Source organism: Halopseudomonas nanhaiensis (genome assembly GCF_020025155.1).
GTDB classification, from domain to species: Bacteria; Pseudomonadota; Gammaproteobacteria; order Pseudomonadales; family Pseudomonadaceae; genus Halopseudomonas; species Halopseudomonas nanhaiensis.
In genome coordinates this window covers 898,927-911,625 of sequence record NZ_CP073751.1, presented here as the reverse complement: position 1 = coordinate 911,625, position 12,699 = coordinate 898,927, and the positions used below count along the sequence as shown (strand labels likewise).

The 12,699-nt window shown below is 62.1% G+C and carries 10 protein-coding genes; all 10 read left to right on the top strand.

What is annotated here, in order from left to right; translation table 11 throughout:
- Positions 1-67: 67 nt before the first annotated feature.
- The 10 genes from aroQ to KEM63_RS04010 all read left to right on the top strand — a co-directional run bounded on the left by aroQ (position 68) and on the right by KEM63_RS04010 (position 12,620).
- Positions 68-520, top strand: coding sequence for a type II 3-dehydroquinate dehydratase (aroQ, locus tag KEM63_RS04055; protein ID WP_223654920.1), 453 nt, complete (start codon positions 68-70; stop codon positions 518-520).
- Positions 521-543: 23 nt separating this feature from the next.
- On the top strand, positions 544-996 hold the full coding sequence (accB, locus tag KEM63_RS04050) for an acetyl-CoA carboxylase biotin carboxyl carrier protein (protein WP_223654919.1): 453 nt from the start codon (positions 544-546) through the stop codon (positions 994-996).
- 19 nt (positions 997-1,015) lie between these two features.
- Positions 1,016-2,356: an acetyl-CoA carboxylase biotin carboxylase subunit gene (gene accC / locus KEM63_RS04045; RefSeq protein ID WP_223654918.1), complete on the top strand. Its 1,341-nt coding sequence runs from the start codon at positions 1,016-1,018 to the stop codon at positions 2,354-2,356.
- Positions 2,357-2,464: 108 nt separating this feature from the next.
- Positions 2,465-3,346 (top strand): 50S ribosomal protein L11 methyltransferase, encoded by an 882-nt coding sequence (gene prmA, locus KEM63_RS04040; protein WP_223654917.1) that lies wholly within the window; start codon positions 2,465-2,467, stop codon positions 3,344-3,346.
- A gap of 79 nt (positions 3,347-3,425) precedes the next feature.
- Positions 3,426-5,021, top strand: coding sequence for a DUF3426 domain-containing protein (locus KEM63_RS04035; RefSeq protein WP_223654916.1), 1,596 nt, complete (start codon positions 3,426-3,428; stop codon positions 5,019-5,021).
- Between the two features lie 154 nt (positions 5,022-5,175).
- Entirely contained in the window at positions 5,176-6,174 is a 999-nt protein-coding gene (gene dusB / locus KEM63_RS04030; RefSeq protein ID WP_267461153.1) for a tRNA dihydrouridine synthase DusB, read from the top strand.
- Between the two features lie 38 nt (positions 6,175-6,212).
- A complete protein-coding gene (fis, locus tag KEM63_RS04025) occupies positions 6,213-6,497 on the top strand; it encodes a DNA-binding transcriptional regulator Fis (protein ID WP_223654915.1) in 285 nt (94 codons plus the stop codon).
- Positions 6,498-6,676: 179 nt separating this feature from the next.
- Complete coding sequence (purH, locus tag KEM63_RS04020; protein WP_223654914.1) at positions 6,677-8,284, top strand: bifunctional phosphoribosylaminoimidazolecarboxamide formyltransferase/IMP cyclohydrolase; 1,608 nt, start codon at positions 6,677-6,679, stop codon at positions 8,282-8,284.
- A 164-nt stretch (positions 8,285-8,448) separates the two neighbouring features.
- Entirely contained in the window at positions 8,449-9,732 is a 1,284-nt protein-coding gene (gene purD, locus KEM63_RS04015) for a phosphoribosylamine--glycine ligase (RefSeq protein ID WP_223654913.1), read from the top strand.
- Between the two features lie 146 nt (positions 9,733-9,878).
- The gene (locus KEM63_RS04010) at positions 9,879-12,620 is read left to right on the top strand and encodes a response regulator (RefSeq protein WP_223654912.1); all 2,742 of its coding nucleotides are present in this window, start codon (positions 9,879-9,881) and stop codon (positions 12,618-12,620) included.
- The last annotated feature ends 79 nt before the right edge of the window (positions 12,621-12,699 follow it).

Here is a 12,699-nt window from a genome sequence, read left to right as displayed (position 1 = left end):
GCCCTTTTCGATTGCGGCACACTGCGGCCCTGATTTGACCGAACAGTCACGCACGCGTGGAATAACAATGGCGAGCATACTGGTCCTGCACGGACCCAATCTGAATCTTCTCGGCACCCGTGAACCGGGTCTTTACGGCGCGGTGACGCTGGCGCAGATCAATCAGCGCCTGACCGACCTGGCAAGCGCCATGGGTCACCAACTCGACTGGCTGCAAAGCAATGCAGAACATCAACTGGTCGAGCGAATTCACGCTGCGCGCGACGAAGCGATCGAGTTCATCCTGATCAACCCGGCTGCTTTCACCCATACCAGCGTCGCAATACGTGACGCGTTGCTGGCGGTGAGCATCCCATTCATCGAAGTTCATTTATCCAATGTGTACAAGCGCGAGCCGTTCCGCCATCACTCGTACTTCTCGGACGTTGCCGAAGGAGTGATCTGCGGCCTTGGCGCCCAGGGCTACGAGCTGGCCCTGCAAGCCGCTGTACACCGTATCGAACAAGCCAAACGCGATTAATCTGCTCTGGAGCGCACCTATCAATGGATATCCGCAAAGTAAAAAAACTGATCGAGCTTCTTGAAGAATCCGGCATCGACGAGCTGGAAATTCACGAAGGCGAAGAATCCGTCCGGATCAGCCGACACAGCAAGCAGGCTGCCGCCCCGCAACAATACTTCCAGGCTCCGCCACCTCCGGCCCCGGCAGCAGCGCCGAGCGTACCGGCTGCGCTGGTCGATACACCGCCGGCAGAGCCCTCCGGCCATGTGGTTCGCTCACCCATGGTCGGCACCTTCTACCGCTCGCCGTCGCCGACTGCCGCCTCCTTCGTCGAAGTGGGCCAGAGCGTCAAGGCCGGTGACGTACTGTGCATCGTCGAAGCCATGAAGATGATGAACCACATCGAGGCCGACAAGAGCGGCGTCATTCAGTCCATCCTGGCGGAAAACGGCCAGCCGGTGGAATTCGACCAACCGCTGTTCAGCATCGCCTGAGCCCGGCCTGGAGGCTGCGATGCAAAAAGTACTGATAGCCAACCGCGGTGAAATTGCCCTGCGCGTGATTCGTGCGTGCAAGGAACTGGGGTTGAAGACCGTTGCCGTGCATTCCACGGCAGACCGCGAATTGATGCACCTGGCGATGGCCGACGAGTCGGTCTGCATCGGCCCGGCGCCGGCCATTGATTCATATCTGAACATTCCGGCCATCATCAGCGCCGCTGAAGTCACCGGCGCCGATGGCATTCATCCGGGTTACGGCTTTCTCGCTGAAAATGCCGACTTTGCCGAACAGATCGAACGCTCGGGCTTTACCTTCATCGGCCCCAGTGCCGAGGTGATTCGCCTGATGGGCGACAAGGTTTCGGCGATCGCGGCGATGAAAAAGACTGGCGTCCCCACGGTACCCGGGTCTGACGGACCGCTGCCAGACGATGAGGAAGAGTGTCTGCGCATCGGTCAGCGCGTGGGATATCCGGTGATCATCAAGGCCGCCGGTGGCGGCGGCGGGCGTGGCATGCGCGTTGTGCATGACGAGGCTGACCTGATCAAGTCGATCGGCATGACCCGCAGCGAAGCCGGTGCCGCGTTCGGTAATCCTGTGGTGTATCTGGAAAAGTTTCTGACCAATCCGCGCCACATCGAAGTCCAGGTGTTGTCCGACGGTCAGGGCAATGCGGTGCATCTTGGCGACCGCGACTGCTCACTGCAGCGCCGCCATCAGAAGATCATCGAGGAGGCACCGGCACCGAATATCGACGAGAAGGCTCGCGCCGAAGTTCAGGCGCGGTGCGTCCAGGCGTGCATTGATCTGGGTTACCGCGGCGCCGGCACCTTCGAATTTCTGTACGAAAACGGACAGTTCTTCTTCATCGAGATGAATACCCGCGTACAGGTCGAGCACCCGGTGTCCGAGATGGTCACCGGTGTGGACATCGTCAAGGAACAGATCCTCGTCGCGGCCGGTAACAAGCTGAGCATCAGCCAGAAGGACGTGACCATTCGTGGCCACGCGCTGGAATGCCGGATCAATGCCGAAGATCCGCGGACGTTCATGCCCAGTCCGGGTACGGTTACATTCTTCCATGCTCCGGGTGGCAATGGTGTCCGGGTGGATTCGCACCTGTACAGCGGCTACAAGGTTCCGCCGAACTACGATTCGCTGGTCGGCAAGCTGATCACCTACGGCGCGACCCGCGACGAAGCGCTGGCACGAATGCGCAATGCGCTGGAAGAACTCGTAGTCGACGGGATCAAGACCAATACGCCGCTGCACAGAGAACTGGTTCGCGATCCGGAATTCTGCAAGGGGAGCGTGAACATCCACTACCTCGAGCACAAGCTGGGTATTCACTAGCGAACTGCCAGCCGCACGCGGGTTATTCCATTGGGGAGCGACCAGGTCGCTCCCTCTTTCTTTTGGCTTGAAGCTTTTCGCTTGAAGCTGTTCCGAAGGAACCTTTGCATGTCCTGGTTACAACTGCGCCTTGCCATTGCTCCAGACCAGGCCCAGCAGCTCGAAGACATGCTGCTCGGCCTCGGCGCCGTGTCGGTCACCTTCATGGACGCCGAAGATCAGCCGATTTTCGAACCCGATCTGGGGACCACTCCACTGTGGTCCAACACTCATCTCATGGCGCTGTTCGAAGGCGATACGGATGCCGACGCGCTCGTCAGTCATCTGCGCCTGCTGTGGCAGGGGGAGCTACCGAAGTATCAGCTCGAGCAGGTCGAAGACCAGGACTGGGAACGGAGCTGGATGGACAACTTTCAGCCGATGCGTTTCGGCCAGCGGCTGTGGATCGTTCCCAGCTGGCACGCCGCGCCCGAGCCGGCAGCCGTGAACCTCCTTCTGGATCCGGGTCTGGCCTTTGGCACAGGCACCCATCCAACCACTGCGCTGTGCCTCGAGTGGCTTGATGCGGAACCTCTCAGCGACAGGGACCTTATCGATTTCGGCTGCGGCTCCGGCATCCTCGCCATCGCAGCGCTGCTGCTGGGCGCTCGACATGCGCGCGGCACCGACATCGACATACAGGCGCTGGAGGCGTCGCGCGACAACGCCGGACGCAACGCAATTGCCGAGGACCGATTTGCTCTCTACCTGCCGGAGGCAATGCCGCAGCACCCGGCGGACGTGCTGGTGGCGAATATTCTCGCCGGTCCGCTGGTCGCACTGGCGGAACAACTGACCGCGCTGGTAAAGCCCGGCGGGCGGCTGGCCCTGTCGGGGATCCTCGCCGAACAGACCGACGAGATATTGAAAGCGTATCGAGGGGAATTCGAGCTCGATCCGGTGGCCGAACGAGATGGCTGGATACGAATAAGCGGCACCCGGCGACGGTGACAGCCGACCGTTTTCAAAGGCACAATACCCGGTCCCGGGCGTACGCTTGCATGCCGAACCAACAGGAACCACCGCCTTTATGAGCGAATCGCTGGTTACGCAATGTCCCTACTGTCAGACCCGTTTTCGGCTGTCACAGGAACAGCTGCAGGCTGCCGCGGGCAATGTTCGCTGCGGGGCCTGCCTGCGCGTCTTCAATGCCCGGGTCGATCCGGCGCCCGACTCTGGACCAACGAATACCGGTAGACCTGCGGCGCAAGCGACAGCCAGTGAGAACAGACAGCAATCACTGATGATCCATGACGACATGGATTACGACGAGATGGACCTCGGGGCACTGGGCCTCGACGAATCGATTCTGGACGAGATCAACCCACCCGAAGCCGGCACGCGCACGCCCGCCCGAGGATTGGCACACGACGACCGGATTGAGGAGCTGGACGAATCAGCGTTTGAATTTGATCTGGAGTCGGATCCTGAAGCGACAGCCGAGCCTGATCAGGCGCCAGAAGTGAGGCCAGCCGACCAGCAAGAGCCCGAGCCGGAGCGCGCGCCCGTGCCGCCCCCGGAGCCGGTATCGGAACCCGAACCGGCGCCCGAACCGATCGCCGAGCCAGAGCCAGAGCCAGAGCCTGAACCAGACCCAGAGCTGGAGCCGCTGGACCTTGCGAAGATCGATGAATGGCCGGTACTGCATACGGTCGAGGAAGAGGACGACGACGGATTCTGGGCCGCACTGGATGCAGAGTTGGCCAATAACGAAGACGGGCTACCCGAGCTCACCGATGATATCGAGCAGGCACCGCCCACGGTCGATGCAGCGGCGCTCAGGGACGAGGAGCCGTCTCTCGATCTGCATGAAGACTTCATTGCCAGCGCACCCGCTCGCGATTTTGGCCCGCAGGCTGAACCCGTGTTGCCCCTCGACGACGAGGCACGCCCAGCGGACGTCCATGTCGATCGCCAACGCCCCGACGAGCTGCATATCGGTCCGCTGCGCCCCCTGGCAGAAGATGATGACGACCACGGCGTGTTTTTGCGTGACAGTGCACGTACGCGGCAGCGCAGCCTGCCGCTGGACGCGAACGATGCCGGGCTGAGTCAGCGACGTGAACCCGGGCTGGGCACGCTCTATGCACTGCCCGATCTGCATGACGAACCCCTGTATCTCGACGCCGAAGACCGCAGACCCCCGAGGAAGAAAAGAACCGGACTGTGGCTGATGCTCTGTGTACTGGCAGCGATCGGCCTGGTCGCGCAATACGTCTACTACAACTTCGATGCCCTCTCGCGCGATCAGCAAACGCGGTCGTGGCTGGAATCGGCATGCCTCCTTGCCGGGTGCGATCTGCCGGCGCAGGTCGACGTCAGTCAACTTCGCAGCAGCAACCTGCTGGTAAGACCGCATCCTGAATTCCCCAACGCGCTGGCGATCGATGCCATGCTGTACAACCGCGCCGATTACTCACAACCCTTCCCCGTTCTGCTGATGCAGTTCACCGACTCCCAGGGCCGCGAAGTGGCCTCCCGACGCTTCCGTCCTGACGAATACCTGTCGGGCGAGCTGGCCGGCGCCGAACTGATGCCGCCCCAGGTGCCGATCCGCGTCGCCCTCAGCATGCTCGATCCGGGGCCGCAGGCAGTCAGCTACACACTGGAGTTCGAGGCCCGCTAGGGTTCGACGCAGCTCGGACGAGCTGCTCAAGATTCAGCCAGCCGAGTCTTTATACGGCAACACTTAGCGGGTATGATTACTGCCCTTTTTCACAAAAGCCCATCCCGACGCCCAGGCGTCGCGCGGGCGTGCATCAACGTTTGGACAGACAGGGATGGACCATGCAGTGATCCGTATCGGACCGTACCAGTTAACCAACCGCGTGATTCTCGCCCCCATGGCTGGCGTCACCGACCGACCGTTCCGGCAGCTTTGCCGGAGGCTGGGCGCAGGGCTGGTGGTATCCGAGATGGTCACCAGCGATACCCGCCTGTGGAATACTCGCAAGTCGCGCCAGCGCCTTGATCACGCCGGCGAAGGCGAACCCCGCTCGGTACAGATTGCTGGCGGCGATCCGCAGATGATGGCTGAGGCTGCGCGGTGCAACCAGGCACTCGGCGCACAGATCATCGATATCAACATGGGCTGCCCGGCCAAGAAGGTCTGCAACAAGGCCGCCGGCTCGGCGCTGATGCGCGATGAAGTGCTCGTCGGCGAGATCCTTGAAGCGGTAGTGTCGGCGGTCAGCATTCCTGTCACCTTGAAAATTCGTACCGGCTGGTGCAGCGAGCAACGCAACGGGCTGCAGATCGCCCGAATCGCCGAGCAGAGCGGCATTCAGGCGCTGGCGGTGCATGGCCGCACGCGCGATCAGCTCTACACCGGCCAGGCAGAATACGACACCATTGCCGCCATAAAGCAGGCTATCAGCATCCCGGTGTTCGCCAATGGCGATATCACGTCACCTGAAAAGGCCCGGATGGTGCTCGAGCATACCGGTGCGGACGCCGTGATGATTGGCCGTGCCGCACAGGGATGTCCGTGGATTTTTCGCGAGATCACCCATTATCTGGAAACCGGCTGCAGGCTCCCCGTACCAGAGCTAAGCTGGCAGCGCGACATTCTGCTGGAGCATCTTGATGCCCTGCATGCGTTTTACGGCCTGGAGCATGGGGCAAGAATTGCCCGCAAGCACGTGGGCTGGTATCTGGAGACGCTGCCTGATGCGGCAGCATTCCGGCGGAGCTTCAACAGGATCGACTGCGCCGCCCGACAGCGACAGAGCATCGAAGAACACTTCAACCGCTTGCTGGAAGGAGACCTGGCGGCATGAACTCAATGAACCCATTTGTGAACGACGGAACGCTTCCTGTGACCCAAAGCCCTGAGACAAGTCCGGCCGGCGTATCGGAAGACGCCCGCCGCCGGGAACAAACGCTCCGCGACTGCGTGGAGCAGGCGCTGCGAAACTACTTCGAGCATCTTGATGGGCAGGACGTCACCGACGTCTACGATATGGTCCTGGCGGAAGTTGAAGCGCCGCTACTCGAGAGCGTCATGCATTACGTCAAGGGCAACCAGACGCGAGCGTCGGAAGTGCTCGGTCTGAATCGCGGCACCTTGCGAAAGAAACTCAAGCAATACGGGTTGCTTTAGAACCCGGCGCCTGCGGCGCAGGGCTGAAAAGCTGAAGGCTTGAAAAGAACCGTTTTGCGGGTGTTCAGCGCCCCCGGAACAAATCTCCGCTTGCGGGCATGACCTCCCAGCCTCAAGCCCTCAGCTTAGAGCGAACTCACTAGCAATCACCACCACCTGAAACCAATCCTGGATCCAAGATGACCGACCAAACCACCCGCCTCCCGATACGCCGTGCGCTTGTCAGCGTCTCCGACAAGACCGGCATCGTAGAATTCGCCCGTGAACTGGCAGCTCTTGGCGTCGAGATTCTCTCGACCGGCGGCACCTTCAAGCTTCTGCGCGAGCAGGGCATCGAAGCCGTGGAAGTAGCGGACTACACCGGCTTCCCGGAGATGATGGACGGCCGGGTGAAGACGCTTCATCCGAAGATTCATGGCGGCATCCTCGGACGGCGCGACCGGGACGGCGCGGTAATGCAGGAGCACGGGATCCAGCCGATCGACATGGTCGTGGTCAATCTTTATCCGTTCGCCGCGACGGTGGCCAAGCCAGGGTGCACGCTGGCAGACGCCATCGAAAATATCGATATCGGCGGACCGACGATGGTTCGATCGGCGGCCAAGAATCACCGGGACGTCGCCATCGTGGTCAACGCAGGCGACTATCCGGCGGTCATCGATGGGCTCAAGGGCGGCGGTCTCACCTACGCCCAGCGCTTCGATCTGGCGCTGAAAGCGTTCGAGCATACCGCTGCCTACGACGGAATGATTGCCAACTACCTGGGCACCATCGAGCAGACGCGGGAAACACTCAGCACCGATGAGCGCACCAGCTTTCCGCGCACCTTCAACAGTCAGTTCATCAAGGCGCAGGACATGCGCTATGGCGAAAACCCGCATCAGTCCGCGGCGTTCTATCGTGAGGCACAGCCCGCCGAGGCGAGTATCGCGACAGCCGCTCAGCTGCAGGGGAAGGAGCTGTCCTACAACAACGTTGCCGATACCGATGCGGCGCTGGAATGCGTGAAGAGCTTCACCAAGCCAGCCTGCGTCATTGTCAAGCATGCCAATCCCTGCGGCGTCGCAGTGGTGCCAGAGGAAGACGGCGGCATTGCCAGGGCCTACGATCTGGCCTACGCCACGGACAGCGAATCGGCATTCGGCGGCATCATCGCCTTCAACCGCGAGCTGGATGGCGAGACCGCGCGAGCAATCGTCGAACGCCAGTTCGTCGAGGTGATCATCGCGCCGCGTATCTCTCAGGCAGCGCGTGACGCCGTCGCGGCCAAGACCAATGTTCGCCTGCTCGAATGCGGCGAATGGGCGGCGCAACGTTCCGCTGATTGGGATTTCAAGCGCGTCAACGGCGGTCTGCTGGTGCAGAGCCGCGATATCGGGATGATCACAGCAGACGACCTCAAGGTGGTCACCCGTCGCGCACCGACCGAGCAGGAGATCCATGACCTGATCTTCGCCTGGAAGGTCGCCAAGTTCGTCAAGTCCAACGCTATTGTCTACGCCAAGGCACGGCAGACCATTGGCGTCGGGGCCGGCCAGATGAGCCGAGTCAACTCGGCGCGCATCGCCGCAATCAAGGCCGAGCATGCGGGGCTGGAAGTGCGCGGCGCAGTCATGGCATCCGACGCCTTCTTTCCCTTCCGGGACGGCATCGACAACGCTGCCAAGGCGGGCATCAGCGCCGTGATTCAGCCGGGCGGCTCGATGCGCGATGCGGAGGTCATTGCTGCGGCCGACGAAGCGGGTATGGCGATGGTGTTTACCGGCATGCGCCACTTCAAACATTGAGTCGCGCTGCAGGCTTGGGCTTGGGCTTGGGCTGGAAGGCTGGAAGGCTGGAAGGCTGGAAGGCTGGAAGGCTGGAAGGCTGGAAGGCTGATTGAAGCGTAGCGCTCGACCACGTCAAGTCTGAAGCCTAAACACGGTTTCCTTAATCAAAGCAGGTTGCTTGCATGAACGTATTGATAATTGGCAGCGGTGGCCGCGAGCACGCCCTGGCCTGGAAGGTAGCGCAGGACGAGCGCGTCGAAACAGTGTTTGTCGCCCCCGGGAATGCCGGCACGGCTACGGAAGCGAAGTGCGAAAACGTCGCCATTGATGTGCTGGCGCTCGAGCAGCTGGCGGATTTCGCCGCAGCGAACGTGCAGCTGACGATCGTCGGCCCCGAAGCACCACTGGTAAAGGGGGTGGTGGACCTGTTCCGCACTCGCGATCTGCCCATCTTCGGCCCCTCGGCAGGAGCGGCACAGCTGGAAGGATCGAAGGCATTCACCAAGGATTTCCTCGCCCGCCACAGGATCCCTACCGCGGAATACTGCAACTTCACCGAGATCGATCCAGCCCTCGCCTATCTCCGCGAAAAAGGCGCGCCTATCGTGATAAAGGCCGATGGCCTGGCCGCCGGGAAGGGCGTCATCGTCGCGATGACGATCGAGGAAGCGGAAGCCGCCGTACGTGACATGCTCGCCGGCAATGCCTTCGGCGAGGCAGGGTCACGCGTGGTGATCGAGGAATTCCTGACCGGCGAGGAAGCCAGTTTCATCGTTATGGTGGATGGTGAGCATGTGCTGCCGATGGCCACCAGCCAGGATCACAAGCGCGTCGGGAACGGCGACAGCGGCCCGAATACCGGCGGCATGGGCGCCTATTCGCCCGCGCCGGTGGTGACCGATGACGTCCACGCCCGAGTGATGGACGAGGTAATCTGGCCAACTGTGCGCGGCATGACAGCCGAGGGGAACCGATACACCGGCTTCCTCTACGCCGGATTGATGATCGATGAGCATGGCGCACCCAAGGTCATCGAGTTCAACTGCCGATTCGGTGACCCAGAGACGCAACCGATCATGCTGCGTCTGCAGACCAGCCTGGTCGAACTGGTCGAAGCCGCGCTGGACGAGCGTCTTGATCAGGTGCAAGCCCAGTGGGACCCACGCTGCAGCGTGGGCGTGGTGTTGGCTGCAGGGGGGTATCCGGCTGACTACGCCAAGGGCGATGTCATTGACGGACTGCCGCGCGCAGCGGGGCTGGATGGGAAGGTATTTCATGCCGGTACCGGTCTGCGGGGAGACGACATCGTTACCAGTGGCGGCCGAGTGTTATGTGCGACAGCGCTCGGCGATAGCGTCCGCTCTGCACAGCAGCAGGCCTACCGACTCGCCGAATGCATCAGCTGGCCGGGTTCCTTCTACCGGACGGACATCGGCTACCGGGCCATTGCCCGGGAAGAGGCCTAGCCTGACCGTAGCCGGCCCAACCGGCTATCGCCCGGCGGGTCGGCGTTTATCGGCGACTGTACCTGGTTGGGGTATACTGATGCGCACCCGGCCGCAAGGTTGGCGTGCCCCATCGAATCGAGGCCAAGGACAGGACACCCCCGACAGTGAAGTACCTAGGCTGGCTTGTAATCAGTTCCCTGCTGAGCATCATCTCGCTGTCGCCGGTCACCGCATCCGCCGTTGAGCCCGTCGCCTACCGGACCTTTGTCGATACCAGCGGCGACCTGACGCTGGAGGACGTGCTCTCCAACCGCTACGCCAATCGCTTCACGCCATCGCCTGACAGCTTGCAGACGCTGCCGGAAAAACCTGCCGCACTCTGGGTGGAGCTTACTGCCGGCATCGAGGCTCCGGTACTGACGATCGACAATCCGCTGATTGACTCGGTGACTGTCCATCAGGTGGCTGCCGCTTCAACCGCTACCTATCGCGCCGGCGCCGCCGTCGAATCGGACACAGACAGGGCGCTCCCCTACCCCGGATTTGCATTTTCGCTCGCCACTGCAGACGTCGACCCCAGTGCTCAGACGGTTTACCTGCGTCTCGCGAGCGAATACCCCGTCCGCACCCGCGTAGCCCTTACCGATCCGCGCACCGCCACGCTTGAACACGGTTGGCACCAGGCCCTGCAGGGCATACTTGCCGGCTTGCTGCTGTCGCTGGTGCTCCATGGACTGCTGCAGGGTCTGCTCGGCCGCGAAAGGCTGCATCTGTATCTTGCCGCAGCCGCGGCGCTGGTTGCGCTGAATACCTTTGTACGGGTGGACTGGCTGGAGCAATTGCTTCCGCTGCATCCTGCCTCCCTGCAGGATTCACTGCGGCTCGCCGCGCTGGGCTGCATCGGCCTGCTGCTGGTACGCCTGTTCACCGAAGATCGACGAGTGCGGCGACAGACAGACGCGCTCATCGCCGTGCTGACCGCCGGCACCATCTTGACCGTCAATCTGTGGCCGGCTGCGGCGCAAGTCGTGGTCGACTGCGCGCGCGTGGGCGTGCCTGCCGTCGCCATGGGCGCGACCGCTTACTGCTGGTACAACCGGGCTCCGTTCAGCAGACCGCTGTTTGCCGGCCACCTGCTGTTGCTCGTCAGCTGGGCTTTCGAGCTGAGTGCGCTGCCGCGTAGCCTTGCCGAGCAGCTGTCGGATCTGGCGCTTTGGGCCGCGCTGATCGGCTACGCCTGGCGCCTGTTCGAACGGTTGCAGCAACGCGTCGCCCGCGATCATACCGAGCGGCACGCCGAGGCCATGCATCAGGCCGAGACGCGAGCGAAAAGCGAATTTCTTGCACGCATAAGTCACGAAATCCGTACGCCCATGAACGGAGTACTGGGCATGACCGAGCTATTGCTTGATACCGCGCTTTCCGCCAAGCAACGCGATTACGTCCAGACCATCCACAGCTCGGGCAATGACCTGCTCAGCCTGATCAACGAAGTGCTCGACATGTCCAGGCTGGAGTCAGGCCAACTGGTGCTCGACAGCGTCCAGTTCGATCTGCATGCATTGATCAACGACTGCCTCGATATTTTTCGCGGGCGCGCGGACAGCCAGACCATAGAACTGATCGGTTTCGTTCATCCCGGCGTTCCACGCACTGTAGTGGGCGATCCGACTCGCTTGCGGCAGGTGCTCCTCAACCTGCTCGCCAATGCCTTGCAGTCCACCGCACAGGGCGAAATCGTGCTTGTGGTCGGTCAGGAACGATCTCCGGCTGGTGAGCCTCTGCTGCGCTTCGCGGTGCAGGACACCGGCTCCGGTCTGTCTGCCGAGGCCCGGGCAAGCCTGACCGGACCTGCCGGCGATGCCGCCCGTCTGTTCGACCAGGCCAGCGCCACCGGCTGCCTGGGGTTGGTGATCGCTCGCCAGCTGGTAGGGATGATGGGCGGGCAGGTCGGCATCAAGTACGCCTCTGAACAGGGCACGACGGTCTGGCTGACCTTGCCGGACTCCTCGGTTGCGGGCGATACCGAGCCAGACACCGGCGGCCAGGGCCTGATCGATCGTCATGTGCTGATCGTCGATGACAACGCCACCTGCCGCAAGGTGTTGCAGCAGCAGCTGGGAGCCTGGGGCATGCAAGCGCAATGTGCGTCGGGAGGCAAGGAGGCACTCGCCATGCTTCGCACCCAGGCAAGCCTCAACGCACCGTTCGACGTATTGTTGGTGGATCAGTCGATGCCGGGCATGACCGGACTCGAGCTGGCCGGCCGCATCCATGACGATCCGGCGATTCGCGGCGACCTGCTGATCATCATGCTCACCGGGGTCAACCAGGTCCCCAGCCGCATCGTGGCGCGCAACGCCGGGATTCGCCGGATTCTCAGCAAGCCGGTCGCCGGATACACATTGCGCGCTACCCTCATCGATGAGTGGGCCAACCATCAGAAGCAATTGCAACAACCGACGGAGAGCGTCCTGGTCGCCTCGGACACAGCGGTCTCGGAAACAGGTTTTCGGGTTCTGGTTGCCGAGGATAATGCCATTTCCACCAAGGTGATCCGGGGGATGCTGCACAAGCTGAAGGTCGACTGTCACACGGTGTCGAATGGTCGCGAAGCCGTGCAGGCAGCGCGAAACGGCACATATGATCTCATACTGATGGACTGCGAAATGCCTGAAATGGACGGTTTCACCGCCGCCGGAGAGATCCGCCAATGGGAGCAGGCGAACGGCATGCACGCGGTGCCTATCATCGCGCTGACCGCGCATATCCTGCCGGAACATCGCGAACGCGCGCGGCGTATGGGCATGAACGGGCACATGGCAAAACCGGTTGAGCTGACGCAGCTACGCGAGCAGATCGGTTACTGGACGCAGCGCAAGACCAACGACGCGACCAGCTCCTGAGATTGAGTCACCAGCCGGTTTCCGCCTCGATCGAGCTGCCGGCCGATGCCGCGGCATACTCGGCGAACAGTCTTACCAG